Origin of the sequence: Pseudoalteromonas aliena SW19 (genome assembly GCF_014905615.1) — a bacterium.
GTDB lineage: Bacteria > Pseudomonadota > Gammaproteobacteria > Enterobacterales > Alteromonadaceae > Pseudoalteromonas > Pseudoalteromonas aliena.
The window spans coordinates 351,531-376,982 of record NZ_AQGU01000026.1 but is presented as its reverse complement, the minus strand read 5'-3'; the positions used below and the strand labels follow the sequence as shown (position 1 = coordinate 376,982).

Annotated in this window: 15 protein-coding genes and 1 pseudogene; 6 read left to right on the top strand and 10 right to left on the bottom strand. The window is 39.1% G+C overall.

Going from position 1 to position 25,452, the window contains the following annotated elements; all coding sequences use genetic code 11:
- Nucleotides 1-176: 176 nt before the first annotated feature.
- Nucleotides 177-2,300 (bottom strand): TonB-dependent siderophore receptor, encoded by a 2,124-nt coding sequence (locus tag PALI_RS12945; RefSeq protein ID WP_193156104.1) that lies wholly within the window; start codon nt 2,298-2,300, stop codon nt 177-179.
- Between the two features lie 302 nt (nt 2,301-2,602).
- On the bottom strand, nt 2,603-3,769 hold the full coding sequence (locus tag PALI_RS12940; RefSeq protein ID WP_138586726.1) for a DcaP family trimeric outer membrane transporter: 1,167 nt from the start codon (nt 3,767-3,769) through the stop codon (nt 2,603-2,605).
- A 692-nt stretch (nt 3,770-4,461) separates the two neighbouring features.
- Between PALI_RS12940 and acs the strand changes: the two genes are divergently transcribed.
- From acs to PALI_RS12925, 3 genes are all read left to right on the top strand, one after another.
- Nucleotides 4,462-6,402, top strand: a complete 1,941-nt coding sequence (gene acs / locus PALI_RS12935) for an acetate--CoA ligase (RefSeq protein WP_193156103.1) — start codon at nt 4,462-4,464, stop codon at nt 6,400-6,402.
- Nucleotides 6,403-6,498: 96 nt separating this feature from the next.
- Complete coding sequence (locus tag PALI_RS12930) at nt 6,499-7,149, top strand: response regulator transcription factor (protein WP_193156102.1); 651 nt, start codon at nt 6,499-6,501, stop codon at nt 7,147-7,149.
- 223 nt (nt 7,150-7,372) lie between these two features.
- Nucleotides 7,373-8,965: an AbgT family transporter gene (locus PALI_RS12925; RefSeq protein WP_193156101.1), complete on the top strand. Its 1,593-nt coding sequence runs from the start codon at nt 7,373-7,375 to the stop codon at nt 8,963-8,965.
- 76 nt (nt 8,966-9,041) lie between these two features.
- On the opposite strand, the gene purU is transcribed toward PALI_RS12925, so the two are convergent.
- Together purU and PALI_RS12915 are read right to left on the bottom strand one after the other, a co-directional pair.
- Nucleotides 9,042-9,872 carry a formyltetrahydrofolate deformylase gene (gene purU / locus PALI_RS12920; protein WP_182701113.1) on the bottom strand — a complete coding sequence of 277 codons (831 nt, stop codon included), beginning with the start codon at nt 9,870-9,872 and terminating at the stop codon, nt 9,042-9,044.
- 182 nt (nt 9,873-10,054) lie between these two features.
- Complete coding sequence (locus PALI_RS12915) at nt 10,055-11,941, bottom strand: hypothetical protein (RefSeq protein WP_193156100.1); 1,887 nt, start codon at nt 11,939-11,941, stop codon at nt 10,055-10,057.
- A gap of 391 nt (nt 11,942-12,332) precedes the next feature.
- On the opposite strand from PALI_RS12915, the gene PALI_RS12910 reads away from it, so the two are divergent.
- The 3 genes and pseudogenes from PALI_RS12910 (at nt 12,333) to PALI_RS12900 (ending at nt 16,837) form a co-directional block, all read left to right on the top strand.
- A complete protein-coding gene (locus tag PALI_RS12910) occupies nt 12,333-14,000 on the top strand; it encodes a methyl-accepting chemotaxis protein (RefSeq protein WP_193156099.1) in 1,668 nt (555 codons plus the stop codon).
- A 402-nt stretch (nt 14,001-14,402) separates the two neighbouring features.
- Nucleotides 14,403-15,754, top strand: a pseudogene (locus PALI_RS12905) (magnesium transporter).
- Between the two features lie 21 nt (nt 15,755-15,775).
- Nucleotides 15,776-16,837, top strand: a complete 1,062-nt coding sequence (locus tag PALI_RS12900; protein ID WP_193156098.1) for a DUF21 domain-containing protein — start codon at nt 15,776-15,778, stop codon at nt 16,835-16,837.
- 253 nt (nt 16,838-17,090) lie between these two features.
- Here PALI_RS12900 and PALI_RS12895 read toward each other — a convergent pair whose 3' ends face one another.
- The 6 genes from PALI_RS12895 to PALI_RS12870 form a co-directional block, all read right to left on the bottom strand.
- Nucleotides 17,091-18,080: a sensor domain-containing diguanylate cyclase gene (locus PALI_RS12895; RefSeq protein WP_193156097.1), complete on the bottom strand. Its 990-nt coding sequence runs from the start codon at nt 18,078-18,080 to the stop codon at nt 17,091-17,093.
- Nucleotides 18,081-18,324: 244 nt separating this feature from the next.
- Entirely contained in the window at nt 18,325-18,762 is a 438-nt protein-coding gene (locus PALI_RS12890) for a hypothetical protein (RefSeq protein ID WP_193156096.1), read from the bottom strand.
- 13 nt (nt 18,763-18,775) lie between these two features.
- On the bottom strand, nt 18,776-20,551 hold the full coding sequence (locus PALI_RS12885; protein WP_193156095.1) for a S8 family serine peptidase: 1,776 nt from the start codon (nt 20,549-20,551) through the stop codon (nt 18,776-18,778).
- A gap of 241 nt (nt 20,552-20,792) precedes the next feature.
- Nucleotides 20,793-21,176, bottom strand: coding sequence for a DP-EP family protein (locus tag PALI_RS12880; protein ID WP_193156094.1), 384 nt, complete (start codon nt 21,174-21,176; stop codon nt 20,793-20,795).
- Between the two features lie 28 nt (nt 21,177-21,204).
- The gene (locus PALI_RS12875; RefSeq protein WP_193156093.1) at nt 21,205-24,426 is read right to left on the bottom strand and encodes an nSTAND1 domain-containing NTPase; all 3,222 of its coding nucleotides are present in this window, start codon (nt 24,424-24,426) and stop codon (nt 21,205-21,207) included.
- Between the two features lie 175 nt (nt 24,427-24,601).
- Entirely contained in the window at nt 24,602-25,432 is an 831-nt protein-coding gene (locus PALI_RS12870) for a mechanosensitive ion channel family protein (protein WP_138585361.1), read from the bottom strand.
- Nucleotides 25,433-25,452: the final 20 nt, after the last annotated feature.

The window sequence follows — 25,452 nt, the reverse complement described above, 5'->3', positions numbered from 1 at the left end:
TTAAATGAGTTTTTAAGCTTGATTTGACCCGAGCTTTAAAAAGCGCTGATCAGTAATGATTAGCGCTTTTTTGTTGTTCAAAACTCGAAGCGGATAAAAATAAAAACGACACATTAAAAATGTGTCGTTTTTAATTTAACCGCAAAAATCTACAGCCTTAAATAAATCAAATATATTTATAACTGCCAGTTTACAGATAGGCCGTAGTTACGTGGTGCACCGTAGTAACCTTGTGCCCAATATAGGCTGTTTAAGTATTTTTCGCCTGTGGTGTTATTTATATTAAATGTTACACCTATATTGTCAGTAATTTCGTAAGTGGCCATTAAATCAAGTAATCCGTATGCATCTTGATTTGTGGTAACAGCCGCCATACCGTTAGCATCTTTAACTTGAACGCGGCTAGTTGAATCCTGCCAGCGGTAATTTGCGCCAAACGATAAACCATCAACTAACGGAACTTGGTAAGTTGCTGCCACTTTAAGTTGGTTTTCTGGTGTGTAGTCTTTTACTAGGTCATCACCATCAATACTTAAATTACTGAAGCTAATACTTGCACTTAAATCGTCTGTAAACTTACCACTTAGTTCGACTTCAAAGCCGTTACTGTTAATCCCATCGGCTGCATAATAACGTGTATCACCAGGTACGGAATTAGGAAGAGCAACAGCAAGGCCATCTTGTTTTGCATCAAAATAAGCAAAGGTTACAAACAATTGATCGTCAAGAAGCTGCGCTTTAACACCTATTTCACTACTTTTACCAGTAATAGCCGGAAGTTGATTCGCATTTATATCAAGCTCTTTTTGCGGTACAAATGTTTCTGTGTAGCTTGCATATGCAGATAACGTATCACTGAAGTCATACACGGTACCTATGTATGGTATTAACTCTGAGTCACTGCGTGTTTGAGACACGCTATAAGCTGTACCTTTTGTTTCCCAATCAGTATAACGCACGCCAGCAAGTAGGCTCAGCGGTTCACTTAACTTAAGGCGTGTAGATATATAAGCTGATTTTTGTTCGTTAGTTATATCACTCCCATTTTCACTATCAGCAAGGGTTGCCTCTGGCATTACGCCATCCCATGTTTTAAGAGATGGCATTGCTGGAAAGCCATTACCTGTAGTGTAATCGTAAAGCGACAGGTCTTTGTAATCCATTTTTGCTTGGCTAACACCAAACGATAGGTCGTGCTCTTGGCCAAATAAATCAAATTTACCACTGGCATATAAATCAAATAAATCGTGTTTATCACTATAATCATAGCGGCTGGCATAACCTGTTAAACCGAGCCCAGTTTCTTTGTTTGGCGTGCCATATACGAAAAATAATTCCGATTTTTGATCATTTTTAACATGAGCATAACGTGCTCTAGCCACCCATGTTGCTGATAAGTTTTGCTCAAGTGTTACATATACTTGCTCTGCACTGTTATCCCAGTAAGACCAATCGGCAGCAGTGCTGGTTGATTCGTCATAGTCAGTAGGTGTGCCATCTGTGTAATAAAGAGGAAGTGCGCCCCAAAGCGGGCTGTCGGCATCTTTTTGTTGATTCACGTAATTAACGCTAAGCGATGTACTGTCTGTTAATTTGCCTTCGTAGGCTAAATATACAATAGTTTTATCTGTCTCATAACGATCGAGGTAAGAGTCAGCTTTTTGTTTTGTAAATACCGCACGTACAGCATGCTCGTCATTTATTGGTGTAGATACATCTAAATCTAAACGTTTTTTATTCCACGAACCATAAGAAGCAGATGCATTAGCTTGCGTTGTATATGTTGGTTTTTTTAACACCATATTGACGGTCGCTGAAGGATTACCTGCACCTGTCATTAAACCGTTTGCTCCACGCACAATTTCAACGCGGTCATAAATTGATGTGTCAAGGCTGCCTTGAATAGAGCCTGAACTTTGCGGAATGCCTAAGCCATCAACTTGGAAATTGGTGATTTCAAAACCACGAGCTTTAAAATAAGTACGGTCAGTTTCTATTTGTTCTACCGTTACACCTGGTGTGCTTTCTAATACAGAATTAATATCGTCTAGTGAAAAGTCGTCCATTAGGGCACGTGAAACAACTGAGATTGACTGCGGCGTTTCTTTTATTGTTAAGCCTAATTTTGTAGCCGATTGTGCTTCTTCTGTGATGTAGTTTTTATGATGCTGGCCATAGACTGCAATTTTTTCGAGAGGTTCATCTTTTGCTTTCACTTCATCTGCAAAAGCATAACCAGATAGAATTAAAGAAGTAGCAAAGCTTAGTTTAGATAAACGCAAAACTTGAGGGGACGACATGAGTTTTTCCAATTAGTTCAAAAGAAGTGCGTAATTTAATCTAAATGATATTGATTTGCAATTGCATTTTATTGTTTTTATCCATAATTTTTAGCGTCATATATAAAAGCTAACTCTAACTTTAATCATGATCATAAAAAAACGGCCGAAGCCGCTTAAAGGAAGTAAACTGTTTTTACTTAACCTGAGCTCTGTTTAAGAGATTTACTAACGTATTGAATCATGTTGATATTTAAATTTATTTTCTAGCGCTGAAAATAGCTGCTCGAGATAGATTTATTATCCAGAGTTCAGGTTATTTATTAAAAAGAGTATTTTACAGAGAACTGCAGGCGCTCTAAATCGCCATCAACGCCGCTTTCTGTTTCTCGCTCAGCATGTTTAAATTCAGCACCAAACGTTAAGCGTTTAACTGGAGAGTATAAAATATTGGCACTATAGCTTTGGCTTGATTCAGTTGGATCGCCAGAAATAGCAAGTAAGTCTGCGTTGTTATCTGCTGAAAAGAACGAATAAAGGAATGTTGAACGCCATTGGCTGTTCCACTTGTGCTGATAAGCAACAAAACCAGACGTAGAATCTATTGCATCGAGATCATCGCCATTAAGAACAGCACCGTGCGCTACGTTTAAGCCTACGTATCGGCCTAAGCCTTTACCTTGAGTAAGCATAAATTTAAGGTTGTCATCGCCTAGATTTATTTTACCGGATGCGCTTATACCAAACGATGTTTCATCAGCATCTACAGCGCCTACTTTATAAGTTAGTTGGCGTGCAAGTGCTGCTACAACTATATTACCCCAGTCAGCTTTGTGCGTATAACGCGCTGTAAAATCTGGTAATGATGCATCATCAGTAACAGCCATTCCGCTAGCTGTAGAAATTGTACTTTCTGGATTTTCTAATGAAAAAGACCATGCGCCAGTTGTGTATTTAATTTGAGATTGACGAACAAAAACAGTGCCTTCAGCTGGACCTACGAAATCAAGCGTTTCTGCAAGGGCACCCACATTTTGAAAATTTGACCATGTTTGACCAAATAACCAGCCGTCATAGGTTACAAAGGCATGGCGAATACGTGGAGCATATGAATTTGAAACGCGTTCGTTACCGCCGGTAGCTGATGCTAAAAAATCAATTTCAATTTTAGTTTTTATCGTTTTACCGTTATCCATAACGGTGGCAGTACCAAAATTAAAACGAGATTCACGGGCATGCATATCAAACACCGCATCAGAGTTGCTATCGTTACCAACAGTCAGTGTGCTTGGAACGTAAAAATCACGTCCTACATTTGAACCTGCTGGTGCACCCGCTGAATAATCACTCCACATAGAGTCGAGTTTAATATATCCACCGTAGTTAAATTCTGTATCACCAATTTTTGCTGCTGTTGCCGCATAAGCTGTGCTCGAAAGTGCACAGATAACAGCGCTTGCAGCCAATGTTTTTAATGGAGTAAATTTCATTGTAGTGTCCTTTATTTAGACTACTTGTTGTTTGTTGCTTTTTTATTCACAATTTTTTTATAACACTTGCTACGAGTATTACTTGCTAATAAAAAGAGGTTTAGTAAGTTCTTATAGTCAATAACCAGAACTCTTGATAACAATGCCAATCTGCATAAATCTTTGAACAATTTAACGAATTAAATTGCACTATAACGTCGTTAAAAATTTTTTATTTAGAACAACTAAATACAAAGATTTTTGCCTAGTTCTAGCGTAATTTTCTTAACGTTAAATAGACCCCATATATAAGCAGATTGGTATAAATCTATCTCAAGCCATTATTTTTAGTGCTAACTGCGTTGAATTTACTGGCAATCAGCCCGCTATTAACATGTAAATCCGTTATGTTTTCACTGAAAACTTCTGGCTAGAGAAAAATATATTTAACTTTTGTGTTTGCTACTGTTGAGTATGTGTAATATTTACTCAATAACCTATTGGTCTATAAGACTAAGGTTTAAGGCCAAGCTAGTATGTATTCACTTATATTTAACGTCTTGTATTTTTTATGTAAAAAATTAAAATCAGTAAGATTATAAACTACATATTAGCAATTTGAAGGGATGTACAACTAAGGTCTAATACTTAATAAAGCACTGCTGAGTAATCCTTGATAAGAGCCAAAGGCAAGTAATTTAATGGAGACGAAGATGTCACAAAGTATCTATCCTGTTCCTGCGCACATTAAAGACGCAACACTCATCGATAAAAATAAATACGATACGCTTTACAAGCAATCAATTGACGATCCTCAAAGCTTTTGGGCTGAGCATGGTAAACGTCTTGACTGGTCGACTCCTTATTCAATCGTTAAAAACACATCATTCGACAAAGGCCACATTAGTATTAAGTGGTATGAAGACGGTTATCTTAATGCCTCTTATAACTGCATTGATCGCCATCTAAAAACCAAAGCAAATAAAACAGCGCTTATTTGGGAAGGTGATGACCCATCTCAAAGTGAGAATATTACTTATCAGCAATTACACGATGAAGTCGCTAAATTTGCGAACGGGTTAAAAAAACTAGGTGTACAAAAAGGTGACCGTGTCGCTATTTACATGCCAATGACACCTCAGGCAATTTACGCAATGCAGGCATGCGCACGCATTGGCGCTATTCATTCTGTTGTATTTGGTGGTTTTTCGCCATCAGCGATTGCAGACCGTATTAGAGATTCGGGCGCTAAAGTTGTTATTACTTCCGATGAAGGGCGACGCGCGGGCAACTGTGTGCCATTAAAAGCAAACGTTGATGAAGCAGTAGCGCAAGATTCAGTTACAACGATTGAGCACGTTATTGTGCATCAATTAACGGGTGGCGAAGTTGATTGGTACGACCATGATATTTGGTGGCATGATTTAGTGGCTGATTTACCAGCGCAATGCGCGCCTGAGCCAATGAACGCAGAAGATCCATTATTTATACTCTATACATCGGGCTCAACGGGCCAGCCAAAAGGTGTTGTACACACAACCGGTGGTTATCTAGTTTATGCATCAATGACTCACGAATACGTATTTGATTTAAAAGAAGATGATGTTTATTGGTGTAGTGCTGATGTGGGCTGGATCACAGGTCACAGCTATATCGCATACGGGCCACTTGTAAATGGCTGTACACAAGTTGTTTTTGAAGGTGTGCCTACCTACCCAACCGCTGGACGAATGGGTGAAGTAGTTGATAAACATGGCGTTACTATTTTATATACCGCACCGACTGCAATTCGTGCCTTAATGGCTAAAGGTGACGAGCCAATCGCTTCATCAAGTCGCGACAGCTTACGTATTTTAGGATCGGTCGGTGAGCCAATTAATCCAGAAGCGTGGACTTGGTATTATGAGAGTATTGGTAAATCGAATTGCCCGATTGTTGATACATGGTGGCAAACAGAAACGGGCGGTATTATGATAACCCCGCTGCCAGGTGCAACCGATACGAAGCCGGGCTCTGCAACACATCCATTTTTTGGTATTGCGCCAGCATTATTTGATGCCGAAGGGAATACACTAGAAGGCGCAGTTGACGGTAATTTAGTTATTTTAGATAGCTGGCCATCGCAAGCACGCACTGTGTATGGCGATCACGAACGCTTTGAACAAACTTACTTTAGTGCATACCCAGGCGTGTACTTTACTGGTGACGGTTGTCGCCGTGATGAGGATGGTTATTACTGGATAACAGGACGCGTTGATGACGTATTAAATGTATCGGGACATCGCTTAGGAACAGCTGAAATTGAAAGTGCATTGGTATCACACGAAGCGGTCGCTGAAGCTGCTGTAGTCGGCTATCCACACGATATTAAAGGCCAAGGGATTTATGTTTATATTACGCCTAATGAAGGTGTAATAGTGAGTGAAGAACTGACAAAAGAGGTACGTAATTGGGTGCGCAAAGAGCTCAGTCCTATTGCGTCTCCAGATATGATTCAGTGGTCACCTGGTTTACCAAAAACACGTTCAGGTAAGATTATGCGTCGTATTTTACGTAAAATTGCAGCAAATGAGCACCAACAGCTTGGTGACACATCAACACTTGCTGATCCATCAGTCGTGGATGAGCTTATCGAAAATCGATTAAATCGTTAAATATGCGTTAAAAACTTGATTACAAGTTGATTCTAAACGTAGTATATCGGCTGTTGCTTAGTGATAAGTAACAGCCGAATTTTTTAGGAGTGAACCATGAGTCAGTTTTTAATAGCGGACGATCACCCGTTATTTCGTGAAGCACTAAAGGGCGCACTGAGCGCAAAATTTGCAGATTTAGACGTTTTTGAATCATCAGATTTTGACAGCACATTGCAGGTGTTAAGCGAACAAGAAGATCTTGATATATTACTGCTAGACCTTCATATGCCAGGAAATGGCGATTTGTATGGCCTAATCCGTATTCGCGAAGAATATCCAAGCTTACCTATTGCTGTTGTTTCAGGTAGCGAAGATGCCAATATCGTCTCTAAAGTAATGGGTTACGGTGCAATGGGGTTTATTCCTAAATCATCCTCCTCAGATGATATTGCCAGCGCAATTAATCAAATACTCGAAGGCGATACATGGTTGCCGGTAGAGCTAAAAAATAAAGTAGCCGAGATTGAAGGTGAAGACCGAAAAATTGCTGCGCAAGTCGCCTCGCTTACACCACAGCAGTATCGTGTTTTACAGTATTTACACGAAGGCTTACTTAATAAGCAAATTGCTTACGAGCTTCACATCTCTGAAGCAACCATCAAAGCGCACATCACTGCTATATTTAGAAAACTTGGCGTATACAACCGTACACAAGCTGTGCTTATTGCCGCTAAATTGCAATTAGAGCCTATTGATCAGTCATAAAAAATCGGAAACTAAAGAGAGCTTTTGTGCCAATTGCATTCAAAATATGATTATTTTAGCCAACTGTTTCTTTGGCGCTACAATAAGGTATTAACAATTGGTATTACGGCTCTGTTTACCTTTGGCTATTTTAACCTTCCTCACAAGCTATTCACCTTTTATACATGATCTAATTTACAAAAAATGCTAGGTTACGGCAATTTTGTAACTTTAAGAGCAGAGTATGACAGACTCCACACACTCATCTAGTAATAACCCAAATAACAAGGGCCTATTTAATCGATTTTTAGCCACTGTTGAATTTTTAGGAAACATGCTGCCACACCCCATTACTTTATTTGCAATATTTGCAGTCGCAATTGTTGTATTTAGCGGTATTGCTGATTGGTATGGCCTAAGTGCAATAGATCCTCGCCCAGAAGGTGCATCAGGGCGCGATCCTGATGGCGTTATTGAAGTGGTTAGTTTATTGAGTGCTGAGGGATTACAGCGGATCATGACAGGACTTGTCACTAACTTTACTGGCTTTGCACCACTTGGCACAGTGCTTGTTGCATTGCTAGGTGTAAGTGTTGCAGAGCATTCAGGTTTACTTTCTGCTGCGATGCGAGGCATGGTGATGGGCGCATCTAAGCGTTTAGTGACGTTTATGGTGGTATTTGCCGCTATTATGTCTAACACCGCCGCTGAGCTTGGTTATGTTGTACTGATCCCGCTTGCAGCAATGATATTTCATAGTTTAGGACGTCATCCTCTCGCTGGATTGGCAGCTGCATTTGCTGGTGTGTCGGGCGGATATAGCGCTAACTTATTATTGGGTACTATCGATCCATTATTGGCAGGTATTACAACACCCGCTGCGCAAATGATTGACCCTACGTATGTGGTAGGCGCTGAGGCAAACTGGTATTTCATGATGATATCGGTATTTTTAATTGCCATTTTGGGTACTCTTGTAACCGAAAAAATAGTAGAGCCACGCTTAGGTAAATACAACCCAGATGAAGCGAGTATCGATTTATCACAAAACAGCATTGATAGACTGACGAAACAAGAAAAGTCAGGTTTAAAATGGGCAGGTGTATCGTTATTAGTTGTTTCATTATTACTTGCGTGGACTATTATTCCAAGCGACGGAATTTTACGAAACCCAGATACGGGAGAGGTTGCTGGTTCACCTTTTTTAAAAGGTATTGTGGTTATTATTTTTGTGACATTTAGTATTCCTGGTTTTGTATATGGGCGTGTTGTAGGCACCATGAAAAACGATAAGGATGTAATAAATGCCATGAGCAAAAGTATGAGTTCTATGGGACTTTATATTGTACTGGTATTTTTTGCAGCGCAGTTTGTTGCCTTTTTCAAGTGGACTAATTTAGGTACTATTTTAGCTATCAATGGTGCTGCGTTATTACAGGCACTTAACCTAACAGGCCCAGAAGTATTTATACTGTTTATTTTAATGTGTGCCTTAGTTAATTTAAGTTTAGGCTCATCTTCAGCGCAATGGGCGATTACCGCGCCTATATTTGTGCCTATGTTAATGTTAATTGGCTATGCGCCAGAGACGATTCAAGCGGCTTATCGTATTGGTGATTCAGTGACCAATTTAATAACACCAATGATGAGTTATTTTGGTTTGATATTAGCCGTTGCAGTTAAATATAAAAAAGATATGGGTATAGGAACGTTGGTTGCCACAATGTTACCGTACAGCATGGTGTTTTTTGTAGGCTGGGTTATTCTATTTTATGTTTGGGTGTTCTTATTGGGAATGCCTGTAGGGCCAGAATCACCTACATATTACACGCCTTAAAAAATTAGCGTGTACGTTAGTTAATCTGTAATAATTAAAAAGCCAGCTAAGCTGGCTTTTTTATGCATACTAACTTTTAGCTAAATACGACGGTTTTATTGCCATTAATAAATAGTTTATGTTCAGAGGCTAATTGTAGCGCTTTACAAAAAACGGTTTTTTCGACGTCTTTACCTATTTTAGCCATCATTTCTGCGGTGTTAGCATGTGTAACATGGGTAACGTCTTGCAAAATAATAGGCCCTTCATCAAGCTCATTATTTACAAAGTGGGCCGTTGCACCAATAATTTTTACACCACGTTCAAATGCTTGGTGGTAAGGTTTAGCACCAATAAATGCAGGTAAAAACGAGTGATGAATATTAATGATTTTACCATCAAATCGACCCACAAATTCAGGGCTTAAAATACGCATGTATTTGGCAAGACCAATAATGTCAGGGTTGTAGCTGGCAATTAAATCAGCTACTTTTTTATCGTGCTCGCTGCGAGTGAGTCCTTCATGCGATATAACATGAAACGGCACGTTAAACCCTTTTACGAGCGGTTCTAAATCAGCGTAGTTAGCAATGACGGCGAGTACTTCAATATTAAGTGTTTGCTCAAACTGCTTTAATAACATGCCACCTAAACAATGTGCTTCTTTGGTGGCAAGTAATACCACTTTAGTTTTTGCATCATTGTGCAGTGCAAGTTTAGCGCCTTGAGGTAATAGCGAACGTAGCTGCTCTAAAAAGTCACTTTGCGGCTCACCTGTAAGCTCTGTACGCATAAAAAATCGTTGTGCGTCTTTATCTACAAATTCGTTATTGCGTGTAATATTTAAATTATTTTTATGACAAAGTCCTGTGATTTTAGCGATTAAGCCTACATCATCAGCACATTGGGTGGTTAATATATAGCTCATTTTCCTCATTCTTACCCAGTGATTAATATTTCATTATTTGTGTTTTAGCGTATAAAGCAAGGGCTTTGTGCACTAATACAGTATTAATCATGTTGTTGAGTATAAAAAGAGGTAATAAAGTTAATTGGGGCATAAAAAAATGCCACCTTATTTACAAGGTGGCGATTATCAATAACGTCTAATTAGGCTTTCGGTTCGCCAGATAGATTTTCTTCTTGTCTGAGGTAACCTGCAGCTTCCTCGTCGTCTTTCGTGATAGCTTGCTGAGAGGGCATAGCGCGCGTTTGCTGGTTTAACTGATGTATTTGTGACGCGTTCCCTAAATCACGCTCACTGGTAATTGACGCAATAGACTCGCGGTCTTTTAAGAATGCAATAACATCTTTTTTGATTGCTTGTAATTGCCCTTCGTCTTTATGCATTTCCATAATATGGCGAGGATGCTCAAGGTTTTTCATGCCTGTTGCAGCAAACGTTGTCGAAATAACACGAGAAACAATAATCCAAGGCGTTATGCTACTGCGTACTAAGGTGTTTTCTGAGCGGGTACTATCGTGAATACCAGTACCCGTTGATATTTTAGACTCGGTGAATGTACCTTCACATTTAAAATACACAAGTAGCGATTCAAATTGCATTTCGGCAAAAAATAGATGAGCCGTGTTTGTTAGTAATTGCGCGAATGCTTTAATAAGCATACCAAGTAACAATAAGTGAAAGCTTGTCATTAATAGCTCACTAAATTGAATAATATGTTGGTTATTAAATGCTTGTTTAAAGCTACTGATATTTGCAGCGTCAATGTACTGATAAACATTAATAAATGAATACGCTAAAAATACAGTAAACACCAATGCAATAATATAAAGTAAGTTACCACTTACTAGAGCAAGTAATCTCGCTAGAGTGAAGTTTTTACCTAAGTCCGTAGAGTAAAGTTTAGGCTGAATTTCTTGGATCATTTCACCTTTAAAGCCACCTTTACCTTCTATCTGCTCTTGCAACTTAGGGTCTAATTCTCGATAAACTCTGTTTGGTACTTCTTTATAACGACGATTAGCCATGACCAAGTTATCAAGGTTTATAAAAATCTCGTCAGGATGAACAGACTCTTGCCAGTTTTCACGCAGCTCAGATACTTCAGCAGACGGCGTAACTGAATTTAAACGTGCTTTAATCATGATAAAAACAAGGGCGCAGCTTAATGTAGCTAAAACAATAATGGCAATTAAATACATTCCTGCATGAAGGCTTGGTAATTGTTCAAGCCAGTTATCTATTTGTTGCTTACTAATACGCTGCTCTTTCATTAGCCACGACATAGAAAGGCCAATAGCGATTGGTAAAATAAAAGATAAAGAAATAATTTTTGCGAGAGCACCAGTACCTAAAGCTTCAATGTTCTTTTCAGCATCGCGAGAAATAGGTTTGCCAGAAGAACGCCATGAAAAAAGTACATAAAACATCAATATGGCACTGTAAACAGGAAATGCTAATTCGCCAGCTTCACCGGTAAAACCAGATAAAGAAACAAACGCCACAAGTCCGTATGCAATAAGTGCAACAAAGGTGCTGACCCACGAGCCAAATAAACGCTGGGCAACATTACGAATAGGGTAAGGTAAAAATAATAGCTTAGGAATTAAGCTGTGAAGTAAACGAGATAAAAATCCATTCGGCTCTTTAAATGTACTATTTTTACGACCAACAAGCATTTCTTCGAGTGACTGTGCGGTATACGCAACGTCTTTTTGTTCTTCTTGGGCGGTCGATGTTTGTGATTTACTATAATTGTAAGCCAGTGATGTGGGATGATTTCTGCCTACAAAATACTTAAGCGTTGCATAAATCCCAGATGATAGAGAGCGAATGCCCAGTGCTAAAATAAGCATGCCAAATATCATTAAAATCCAACCTGCGGTTGTATCTTCTTTTACAGAACCTGCTGCAATAACGAGTAAGCTAATACCGGCTACAGATTCGATAAGCCCTCTAACTGCGGTTATTTTCCCTTCAAGTTTGAAGGGGTTTTTTAGTCCAAGATCAATCGATCCATAATCAAAAGCCATTGAATGCTCCTTTTAAATAGCGTGTATGGGTGTAAATAAGCTTACTGGGTGAACTTGCTTTGCCGAACTTTTATAGTATATCAATAACCTGCACGTTATAAGTCTTTTAAAGGCCGGTTTTATCATCTTCTTTATTTATGCTTTTAAATTTAATTTATGAATTATGAGACTAAGGTCTAAATAGCAAATGTATCTATACGGCTATACAACAACTACACTGCGTGCAAATAAATTTGGGCGTATTTATCTTTACTTATCAGCAATATTTATATTTTAAAGTCACTATTACAGCTTAAGTAACTATACTTTTATAACTATTGGGCTTTTAGAAAAGCTGATGAGCTTATTCAGCCATTGTTTAAATTGGCCGTCGTTATATTTTGGAGAAGTTATGAGTAATTTAAGCTTAAAAAACAAATTAATACTACTTGCTATTGTACCGCTTGTGCTGCTGTTAATTAGCTTAATGCTGAGCTCTTACTACTTAGAGTCTAAAAATCAGCAGCAAAATTTTGATTCGTTTAAAGTTAAGCTTATTGAAGATAAAAAAAATCTATTAAAAACTGAGGTTGAAATTGCCAGTAAAATTGTCAACTATCAGCTATCACAAGGTACTGAGCAGGATGCTAAAAAGGCATTACGAGATATCACATTTGGGCAGGGTGGCTATTTTTTTATTTACGACACTGATGGCGTTAGTGTATTTCATGCGTTACTTGGCAGTGCTATTGAAGGGCAAAATAAAATAGCAATGACAGATCCAAATGGCAAAAAAATTATTGTTGGTTTGCTCGAGCAAGCAAATAAAGGAGGTGGTGCATTCAATTACCACTTTCAAAAACCAAACACCACTGGCTTGGTGGAAAAAATGGGTTATGCCGATATGATACCAAATACCAATTGGATGATTGGTACAGGTGCCTACATGGATGATATAGACGCTGAATTAGAAAAATACCAAACGGCAATGCAAACGCATATAAATGACAAGATAAAAACCTTATTATTAATTGCATTATTTTGGGTGGTATTGACGGTTGTGTGCGCACTTATTGCGGCAAACACTATGATTAAGCCAATCGAAAGTATGGTGCAAAATCTTGATGATATAGCTAAAGGCGAAGGCGATTTAACCAAGCGTTTAGAAGTACAAACACATGATGAAATTGGTCTGTTGGGTGAAGCGTTTAATGTATTTGTGAGTAAGCTGCATGGCATTATTGCAAACGTTGTAGATGTAACGCACGATGTTAAAACAGCCTCTGGCGATATTAATACGCAAACCCAGTTAATTGAAAGCAAACTACTTAATCATAATCATGAAACAGATCAAGTCGCCACAGCTATTACAGAAATGTCGGCAACATCACATGAGGTAGCACAAAATACCACTCAAGTTGCCCAATCAACTCAAGCTGCAACCCAAGAAGTGGCAAAAGCACAAGAATGCGTTGATATTTCGCTTAGTGAGGTATCAACATTAATGAGTGAAATAAATACAGCCGCTCAGCAGGTGGACTCACTAAGCGAACAATCTAAAAAAATTAATAGTGTATTGAGTGTAATAGGCTCAATTGCAGAGCAAACTAATTTGTTAGCACTTAATGCTGCGATTGAAGCAGCTCGAGCAGGCGAACAAGGCCGAGGCTTTGCCGTCGTAGCAGATGAAGTGAGAAGCTTAGCAAGTCGTACACAAGCAAGTACGTTAGAAATTAGTGAAATGCTTAGCGAATTACATAATTTAGTAACGGCTGCGGTTAATGGAATGCAAGCAAGCCAACAGAGCTGTAATCGTTCGGTTGAATCATCTCGAGCTATTTCAGACAGTTTAGCGGCAGTGACCATCTCGGTAACTTCAATTAACGATATGAGTACACAAATTGCGACAGCTGCTACACAGCAAAGCAGTGTAACAGAAGAGATAAATCGTAATGTATCTGCCATTCAAGAAATAGTGAATGAGCTTACACTATCGAGCAAAACAACCTCTTCAATAAGTGAGCATTTAGCTGGACGCGGTGAAAATTTAGAAAGTTTAGTTGGACAATTTAAAATTTAACGCTTTTTGTATATCCGTGTTTTTACTTTAGCCGTAACAGAAAATGTTACGGCTTTTATTTGCTCTATTAGTCATGGGCAGTATCTTGTTTATGACGTATTAATTTCACCTTGAATCCCCCGTTTTTGTTACTTTTTAGTACTATAACTTTTGAGAATATAAGCCATTATTCTGCTTTTTTATAAATTTAAAATAAACATTAGTGCTCTTGAATTTTTACACATACAATGCGCAAAAATTAGGTGCCAACTTTTATCAATCGCATCAAATATATAAGACATGTAGCTCGCTAAAATGCCCAACATTTTAATGAACGGGTATTACGCTCGTAAATTTAATCAGCATTTATTTACAGCTAAGGTACACTCTTTACATAACATAATGATTTTTTAAGGCTTTAACATGATTGAGTATCCGGTAGACCAGCTTCCACAACTCATTAATGATTTGTTGCAGTGTGATACAACAGAGCGCAAAAATAAATTATTGGCTGATGCCCAGCTAACGCTTTCGACCGAGCATTTATCTTTGCTTTTTGAAGCAATTCCAAAAGAACAGCGCCTTGAAATTTGGCAATTATTAGATGAAGACACACAACACGAAATTTTTGTTAACTTAAGTGAAGACAGCTGTTTATGGTTACTGCAAACACTTGATGATAGTTACGCATTTAAGCTCCTTGATGAAGTGAATGTAGAAGAGCTACTTGAGCTTGAAGAAGTTATTCCTGAACGCTTTGTTGAATACGCTAAAAGGCAACTCGATGAAGCTCAAACTAAGCAGTATGATTTGGCGCAGCAATACCCGCCAGAGCAATTGGGTCACTGGTTGGGTTTTGACTTTTTAAAAGTGTCAGAAAAGTTAACTGCAGGGGGGGCTAAAAAGCTGCTACATAAAGGCTTACCACAGTACAGCGAAGTTATTTATTTAGTAAGCCGTAAAGGCAGCTTAATAGGCGAAGTAGCGGTTAATGATTTAATTAAAGCAAATGATGGCGACAACCTAATGGCACTGGCAAATCATGACTTTTCATCGTTACATGCCGATGATGACTTATATGAAGCGGCAGAAGTGGTGATCCACAGTGAAAAAATGGCACTGCCGGTAGTTAATGCCGACAATAAACTGCTCGGGCGATTAACCATTGCCTCGGCGTATGAGTTACGCCAAGAAATAGCCGACGAAGCGGCGGCAAAAGCCGGTGGTCTTCGCGAAGACGAAGATTTGTTTGCCAGCGTACGAAAAAGTGCTAAAAACCGAGGTATTTGGTTAGGTATCAACTTAGCAACTGCATTTTTAGCATCGTGGTTTATTGGTTTATTTGGCGCAACAATCGAGCAAGTTGTTGCGCTAGCTGTGTTAATGCCTGTGGTGGCTTCGATGGGAGGGATTGCAGGTAGCCAAACATTGACCGTTATTGTGCGCGGCTTAGCACTGGGTCAGGTTACCGACTCCAACCGCAAAGCGTTACTTAAAAAAGAGCTGCGAGTGGGGCTGTAAACGGGTTGGTGTGGGCATTTGTTATTGGCGCACTTACTTATTTATGGTTTAGCGATATTATGCTCAGTATTACGATTACGGTCGCAATATTATTAAACCTAGTTGCAGCGTCGCTAGCGGGTGTTGTTATTCCGTCTATTTTAGACAAAATGAAAATAGATCCTGCGTTATCTGGCTCGGTTATATTAACGACCGTGACCGATATTGTTGGATTTGTTACCTTTTTAGGTTTAGGTAGTTTATTACTACTATAACCTTTTTTACAGGAAACTATAATGACCTTTGAAGTCATGATTTGGTGTGCAATAGCGCTGTGTATTTCACAGTCGGCTATATTTTCAGGCTTAAACTTAGCGTTTTTTTCGTTAAGTAGATTGCAGCTTGAAATGGAAAGTACAAAAGGCAATGCCGCAGCAATTAAAGTGATGGCGCTGCGAAACGATTCAAACTTTTTATTATCGACTATTTTATGGGGTAACGTGGGTATTAACGTACTGCTTACGCTACTGTCTGACTCGGTATTAATGGGGGCAAGTTCGTTTTTATTCTCAACTATAGCCATTACTATTATTGGTGAAATAACACCACAAGCTTACTTTTCGCGTAACGCACTTAAAATGGCGAGCTTGCTTTCGCCACTTATAAAGTTTTATCAAATATTATTTTATGTTGTGGCAAAACCAACGGCTTTAATTTTGGATGCATGGCTGGGTAAAGAAGGTATTACCTACTTTGCTGAAAGCGAGCTTAGAGGCATTATTCGTAAACATATTGAAGCAGAAGAGGCCGATGTTCAGCATGTTGAGGGCATAGGCGCACTTAACTTTTTTAGTTTAGATGAAATAAGTGTCACTAAAGAAGGGGAAGTGATTGATCCCGACTCCATCATAGCGTTGCCAACAAAGCTGGATTTACCAATATTTCCTGAGCTTACATTAACGGCCGATAACGAGTTTTTACGTAAATTACATAAATCGGGTTATAACTGGGTAATCATCACCAATGAAGATGGTTGGCCTTTATTGGTTGTTGATGCGGATGGTTTTTTACGTTCAGCCTTGTTTGAACCAGATACATTCGACCCGTATCATTACTGCCATAGACCTATTATTGTTGCCGACGAAACAATGCGTTTAAGTGAAGTGATTTTAAAAATACGCGCCAACCATTCACTCGATAAGTCGTTTGATGGTGCCATTGATCACGACGTTGTATTAGTGTGGAGCGATGAAAAACGGATTATCACTGGCGCTGATATATTTGGCCGATTACTCAAAGGAATGAGTGCACCTAAACTCGCCGCAAGCGATGTGGTTGAACCGACAAAACAGGGTTAGAGAACGTAAAACTAATTAACCTGAATTCAGGATAATAAATCTATCTCAAGCAGCTATTTTCAGCGCTAACTGCGTTGAATTTACTTGCAATCGGCCCGCTACTGACGCGTAAATTTGCCTTGTTTTCACTGAAAATTGCTGGCTAGAGAAAATAAATTTAAATATCATCATGATTCAATACGTTAGTAAATCTCTTAACCAGAGTTCAGGTTAAGTAACTAAAGAACTAAACATCTATGTATTATATAAGTGCTTATATAATACATAGTTTATTTCGCCCCTCAGATTTAGCTCTGTATAGAGCGGTATCCGCTGCACAAATTAATGCTTCCGATGTTCTGTACTGCACGCCGTATTCGCATGCGAGCCCTTGGCTCACGCTTATTTTTACGTTTGCGGGCAAACCTATGTCTCTAAAGTTAATGTTGAGTATTTTTTCTTGAATACGTTTCGCAATCATTTCGGCATTTGAAATGTGAGCGCGAGGAAGTACAACAGCAAACTCCTCTCCACCATAGCGGGCAACTAAGCACTCATTTGATGGTAAACAGTTTTCAATTGTTCTTGCGACCATTTGCAAACATTTATCGCCTTTTACATGACCAAAGCTGTCATTAAATTGTTTGAAAAAATCAATATCTATTAATATAAAGCTCAAAGGCTGCTTATTAGTTAAGCACTCTTGCCAGTTTTTAATCATTGTTTTTTCAAGAGTACAGCGATTAGCCACCCCCGTTAAATGATCGAGCTTAGCTAACGCTTCAAGTTCTTTGTATTTTTTTACGTGTTTGGAAATGTCGTGCATGATGCAAATAAACAAAGGGATATTACCAGTAATGGCTGTTGGTAGGCAGGAGATTGAAAGCTCTACATCTAAAAAGTTTCCATTTGCCTTAATTACTTTTACTTCTTTTGGACCATGATTAAGTGGCGTTTGGTAGTTATTGTTCCAACTGTTAAACATGTACTCATAATCGTCGCGATATTGTTCTTGTAAAAAATATTGCCACTTTTTGCCTATTAGGGAGTCAGCGGGTACATTAAAATATTTAGCAGCAATTGGGTTTACCGATTCAAAAACACCTTGTGCGTTAACAATAAAAATAGCATCGGCCATAACATTGGTGACATTAATAATAGCGCTTATTTTTTCATTGTTAAATGTATTAGAAATGCGATTCATTAATGCCGACACACCTGTGTCTACATTTTGTTGGCTATGGTTTTCATTATTATTAGACATTGTGCTTGCTCATTTTTATTTTAATGAAATTTGATGTCTAGTAGTTTACTGAATTTAAGTGTTTTAAACCTTTCGATAACCTTCTTGTTTAACTGATTGATTTTGTTTTGATTTTCTAGCGGTGCCTTTGCTCGGTTTTCATAATGTTTAAAAGAGTGATTTGCAAAAAGTGGTTAGCTTATAAAAATTGCACAGGAGTAAACCAGCCCTGTGCAACTTGGAACGAAAAATAAAATGTTGTTAATTATCTTTCTTTTTCATTTATAATTTGAGGATCGGCGCTTAAGCCTAGCTCACGCAAGTCAAAGCTTGCTTTTTTTATTGTCGGTTCTTGCGTTAATTGTTGCACTAGCTGCTGAATATTATTAGTGGCAGTGGTTACAACAACAATGTCGCCTACGCGGTGTTTTAGCTGTAAGTTATAACGGCTTGCCAGTTGACTAAAGTTGGCATGCGTTGTTAATTGCAGTAACAGTTCGCCGGTCAGCTGTAGGCTATTACCGCTTTGGCTATCAGTTATACTATCCCCAAGCTGTAAGCTATTTGCGTTATTGGTTTGGCTCGTTAAGCTGGCGATAATTGCAGCGCCTGGTTTTACAGCTGTGTTTTTAGTTTGTGCTTGCGCCAATGAAAGAGTACTTGTAATAAAAGTGAGTACTAACATAACAATCGTTGTTTTCATAAAAATTCCTTTATTAGTGGCCGTAAAAGCGTAAAGACCAAGATAGCAGCGTGCCATCTACATTATTATTCGTGTCGTTCATGCTGAGTAAGCCTGCCTGCTCATTGTAAACTAGGGTTTGGCTAGTGCCATTGTCGGTATCAATTAAGCGAATTTGCCATTGCCCTGCCGCCGATTCGCCATAAAAATGTTGGCTCAACAATAGGGCATTTTGTACGGGGGTACCGGTTGCATTTATTAACCCTGTGCGTGGGCTCAATAGCACACTGCGAGTTCCTGATGGTGAAATAAGCTCAACGGCTAGGTCACGCATACGTGAATGATCAATCGATAGTTTTAACTGCACAGCTTCAATAGTTAGATTATCAGTGATGGCTAGCGTATCTTGCACACCGTTTACGTTAGCATCGGGTATTGTTAGCTCTGTGTTAGCGGTATGCCAATCAGATACCTGTAATGTGGGTAATAACGCAGTAGTTTGTTGAGCCATTGCAACAGCAGCGTCAATATCAATTGCACCTAAGCCATAAAAAGTATGAACGTTGTATCCTGCCGCATTTTGTTGCCAACCAGGAATGGCGTTGTAGCTGACTGCATCACCATTTGCATCTGTAAAATTAATATCAATACCGGCATTGCTGCCATCGAGTTTACGTGCTGTTGTGGCGAGAATATGCTTAATAGTTCTGGCATCAAGTTGCGGGTTAGCCGACATAGCAAGCGCTATTGCACCCGATGTATTGGCAGCTGCTGCAGAAGTGCCATACATAGCTGCGGTGGCATCGCAGTGGCTATCTAACCCGGTGTTTTGCAGGGGGATGTCTATTGTGCTGTTAATGGTATTAAAACCGGCAGTGCAGCCACTCATATCTGTGGTAACAATACCTGCTTGGCTTTGAGCGTTTTCACCACCGGGTGCGGTTAAAAATATATTAGCGCCAACAGAAGAATACGATGCTAATTTACCGTTTGCGTTGTAGGCCGACACCAGCATATTCCAAAAACTAGCGTTATCGGTACTTAAATTAGCGTTATGAAATGGCAAGCCCGCGTTATTAAATGGTTGTTGCTGCTCATACGGAAATACTTGAAATGACGTACCGCCAAAAAAAGTAGTGTATTGGTAAAACGCGTTACCCGCTGACTTTACAAATAATGCACCTAAGCCGTTGTTACTGTTTAAGCTTACTTGCTGCATTACGCGCTCTTTTAATTGCAGGCTAAGAGTATGCTCTTCTGCATCAACGTTTTTAAATAATGCCGGTTTACTGCTGTAACTTTGATTGTAAATGCGAGAGTTTGCAGAGCCCGTTAATGGCATACCATGCGATTGTAGCCAGTTACTCATTGTTTGCGCATCAAGGTAATTAAACCCAATAAGGTGTGCATTAGGTGCAACACCACGACCGCCAATATTATTATTTGCTTGTGCGGCGATAATGCCAGCCACTGCCGTACCATGACCAGTGTTATCGGTTGGTGTTACAGTGCCGGTTAACAAATTAAGTGAGCCTGTAATGACATTATTAACTAAATCAGGGTGAGTTAGTTCTATGCCGCTGTCTATTACGGTAACGGTAACGCCATCTCCTTTAATACCTTGCATATCGGTATTGAGTAAATTTAAATCTTCGCCCGCAACCGTGTTTGTAGTAAGACCATTGTGGCCGATGTTATTTAAATGCCATTGGTAAGGTGTAAGAGGGTCGCTATTGGTTAAGTGATCCGCAGCGAGGCTGCTAAATGCACCAAGTAGGCAGCAACTTAGCAGGGTTTTTTTAATATACATAAATAAATACAATCCTTATTTTTATGTTTTTGATATATAAATCAATTTGTTATTAGATTGTTTCGTATATTAAATTATTAAGCAATTGAAAGTTGAGGTTTTTATTATAGATTAGTAATAAAGGGTGGTTATTAATAATGCTGCTTGGTATGTGTTAGCGTTAAAGTGTTTGGCTTATAAAAATTGCACAGGAATAAATCAGTCCTGTGCAATTTAAATAGTAAAAATTAAGCGTTGTTAATTAAAGTATTTCTTCATTTTCAACTTGAGGATCAGCGCTTTTATAGGCTTTGCCATTGCACTCTACGTTAAATACTAAACAGGCAGTGCCTGGGTTTTTATCGGTGTCGATAATGGTAATTGTACGGCCGCTATCACTTACTTCATAGCTGAAGTCTTGAGCGCAAGGTGTTTCTTTATTAACATCGGTGATAGTGGCGCCAGTAAATAAAAATCCATTTTGAATTGTGGCTTCATCTAAACTATAAATGCCCGCGGTTTCGGTTCTTACAACTCCGCCGCCAGTCACTTTTTTGCCATCTATAGAGTATGTAAAGTTAGCCTCGTCGTCACTGCCTAGTACAATGTTAACTGTAAAGTGAATTTGCTCTTGAGTGTTATTCATATTATTTCCTTTATATTCATAGTTATAGTTATAGTTGAAAGTTGTTAATGCCTAATTTTACTAGGCGTGCTTTTATCTTGGGTATTTCGTTTGCGCGGCTTAAGCAAGTGTGCGCCTGCATCAGCGGGTAAGTTATATTTACGCTTTGGGTTATTCTTTCCATTTCGGAAATAGTGATTTGTGCTTGTTTACAATAGTTGATTCGATCTTTAGTGTTTCCTGGTAACTTTGCTTTTATTAAATTTATTTTTGTTAAAATTACTTTGTTTTCTACCTTACCTTCAAGTTGGTGTAAAAAGAAATTAACTCTTTCCCAAGCGCTTTTTTTAATGAAGTAGTTAATGAGACTAATTTGTGTGTTCACTATTTTTTTATCAGAAAAGCTTTTTTCCTCAATAAAGTTAATAATGCCATAAATCCGTTTGTCTATATTCTTATGTGCAGAGAGAAGCAATTGATATGCTAAAAATTGATTATACATACGCTGAAATTTATTATTTTGTGGATCTTGAAGTAGAGCTTTATTTATTGATTCAGTGGCCTGTTTAGCTTTTATATAGGCTCGCTTCTTATTTGGTAAATAACTGAGTAATACACTCTGCTGAATATAAATGTTAGCAATACTTTTAAACAAACTAGCATCGTTGGGATACAGCATTAGCATATGACTTAATTCATTTGATGCACTTTCATACATGCTTAATGCAGCATTAAAATTGCCAAGGTTCTCTTCTGTACTTGCAAGCCAACTTAGGGTATCGGCTTTATCGCGTAATAAGTTTTTGTTGTTTGATTTAAGTTCAAGAGCCTTATTTTTTAACTCAAGTGATAAAGTGAAGCTCGTTTTCGCCTCATTATAGTTAAATAGGTTCGTATACAAAGAACCCAGTGAATTATGCGAATACGATAGCTCCATAATCGAGTTAAAATCATTCGGTGCTAATGAATACATGGTTTCGCTATATGTATGGTACTTTTTGAATAATGGCTCAGTGGCAGCGTAATCACTTTTATCATAACTAAGTTGGCCTAACCAAAAGGCATTGGCCCCCGCGAGGGTTAATAACTCAAGATTGTTGGGGCTATCTTTTAATAGTGACTCAAGGCGAATACGAGCGTTTTCAAAGGCAGTGAAGGCCTCAATGGTTTTACCGCGGGAATAGGCCACTTCTCCCATGGCTTCCAGAGTTTGCGCGTACTGAAAGCGACTTTTAAATTCGGCTTGTTGACTACTAAAGTTAAATAGCGAGCTTGGTTCATCAACTTGATTGGTAAAATACTCAAGTGCTTTATTACTAATGCCATCAAGTAAGTCCATACGCTTTACGCTGCGTAACTTGTCGGCAAAATCACCTACCATAAATCCTAGTAAGCTTTCGGCTTCTTGGCGCTTTTGCTGTGCAAGTTGCTGCGCTTGAAAGCTGGTAACACTCATAAATAGGGCAACACAGGTAAGTAAACAAAGCAGAGCGACGGTGCCGCGTTTTATGGTTGTTTTTGTTTTACTGTGTTTAAGAGAGCTGGTTATAAGGGCGCGTTCGTCATCGTCTAGTTTGAATATGTTGTCGTTTAATAAGGTAACGGCCTCTTGCAGCGGTTTACCCGGCGCTAACAGGTAGGCGTTACTTTTGTGCTCATTAAGCCATTGTTGCGTGTGGTGGTGTAAGCGGCTTTTTATAGCAAGGGCATCTTTATGGTCATTAATCCACTGTTTGGCACGTGGCCATTGGCGTAATAGTGCCTCGTGGGCAAGGCTAAAGTAAGCTTCTTGGTTTTGTAAATGCGATACAAATAAGCGGCTATCGACCATGGCTTGAACCAGCTCTTTTTGACTGGTGTTGGTTAACGCTTGTAAGCGGGCCGCGCGGCTCGTAATGGTTTTACCATCTGGGTTTAGCGTTACTAATTGCGATAACACGCTTTTTAGTTGCTGTTGTTGCGCTTGAGAAAGCCCTATAAATACCTCTTCGGCTTTTTTACCAATGGCACCCTCAATACCGCCGAGTTTTTCATATATACTGTGCAGTAACTCGTTATTATCACTGCGCTGCAAATACAGTTCTTGCAGTGTGTATTGCAACATGGGCAGGGCATCAGGGTTGTTGGCGGTATCGGCACAGAGTATTTCATCTAGCGGGGTTTTGGTGTGTGGGTCTTGCGAAAACGTTAAATTAGCGGTTAAGGCTGGCAAGCGAATAATTTGTTGTAGTTCATGGCGATTTGGCGGGGTTAAATCGTAATGCGCGCCATGAGCTTTGCCCGCCATAAGGCTGGGTTGTTCAACTACTAAAGGGTAAAAATCGTTACGGCACGCACTAAATACAATCACCGCTTTAGAGGTCGCTAAACGCTCAATAACAGATAAAAAATGACTTCGGGTGTCGTTACTAAATAGCGGCGAGGAGAGCAGTACTTCCAAACGGTCTATAAACAAAAACAATTGCGGCGTTTTAAGTTGCGTAGCGGCTTTGTTAAGCGCTGCTTGTATGGTGTTAATTACGTCATCGATTGCGTACTGTAGTTGCTCTGCCAGTGTTTGTGCGCTTAATCCTTCAAATACGGGGTGAATGTTTATATCCCAATCGAGTAGAGCACAGGCTAAATCTAAAAAAAGCCTATTTTGATGTACATCTGCAAAGTCGAGCTGGGTGTAGGAAACAACTCCAATGCCGTTATAGCCTCGCTCATCAAGTAGTTTTGGTAAAATACCGGCATTCACAAGTGATGATTTACCTGTACCGCTTGGGCCGAGTATTAAACAAAAAGCGCGACCAAAGTTAATTTGGCTCGATACTCTATCGAGTAACGTTTCTATGGATTGATTACGGCCAAAAAATAAATGTGTATCGCTTGGGTTATAAGCGCTTAACCCTAAAAAGGGAGAACCCCCTTGCCACGCTTTATTAGCGCTTATAGTTATGTCATCGTTGAGTGGAAACTCAAGTTTTGCAATAACGCGATAACCACGTTTACGGATAGTTTCTATGTAATGAGGCTCACCGGCTTTATCGCCGAGTGCTTTTCTGAGTTGAGTAATGGTTTTATGGAGTGGGTTATCGCCAACGTCGATATTTTTCCAGCAATGATCAAGTAACTCATCACTTGTAACTATATCACCTTGTTGCTGACAAAGCCGTAGCAGCACATCCATTGCTTTTGGCTCAAGTTGCTTTGTTTTACCTAGTCGCTGAATAGAGTTGGCTAAGGGCGTTATCTGCCAATCGCCTAAGTAAAATGGACTACGATTCATAATTACTCATTGTTTTTATTATATGGTGAAACTAAATGGTGTCGGTTTGTACTACTTAACTCCTATATAATAAACAAAAAAATAAATAATGTATGCAATTTATAAAGCGTGTGACGATAAAATATAAAGCTAACGGGTAAAGTTAGCCTTTAAAGATTATAAAAGTGATAGTGCGTTAAAAATCACTTTTATTAATTGTGATTACGCGCTGCGGAAACGGAATTTCTATATTAGCGCTATTAATCGCTTTATAAACTCCGCCATTAATAGCGAGTTTAGTTTCAATAATTTTAGTTGTTGGCACCCAATAGCGATAACTAATGGTAACGCCACTGTCTGCAAAACGTTCAATGCCGACTTGAGAGTCAGGATTTTTAGCGACTAACTCATTTGCATTTAAAACATTTTCAATGAGATTAATTGCGGTGTCGGAGCACGCGTTATACGCAATGTCGATTTCCCCTTTTACTAATGAATAGCTAAACGAGTTATGCAGTATTTCGCCTACAATGTGTTTATTTGGAATGGTAATTTCTACTTTTTCTTCGTTAATTAAAATGGTGTAACCCAGTTCAATGGTTTTAACTTGGCCACTTACATTTTTAACTTCAATTGTGTCGCCCACTACAAAGGGGCGTGTGGCAATAATTGCAAGCCCAGCGCCATAGTTAGATAACATCCCTTGCAGCGCCAAACCAGCCCCTAAAGATGCAGCACCAATAGCCGCTACAAAGGGAGTAACACTTATACCGATTTTGCCAAGTGCGATAATTATAACCATCACAATTAGCAGTACTTTTACAACGCTACTGACAAAATTGGTGAGGGTGATGTCAACATTGTGACGCGTCATTATGCTTGCAACCACTTTGGCAAGTTTTTGTGCTAGCCACAAACCAATCAGTACTATAAAAACAGCGCCAACAATTTGCATACTGTAGGTCACTAAGTATTCGGTAAGCATGGTGTAGTATTTTTCAAACTGCTCTATTTCGGTGCTGATCATAGTGGGCTCTTTACACGGCA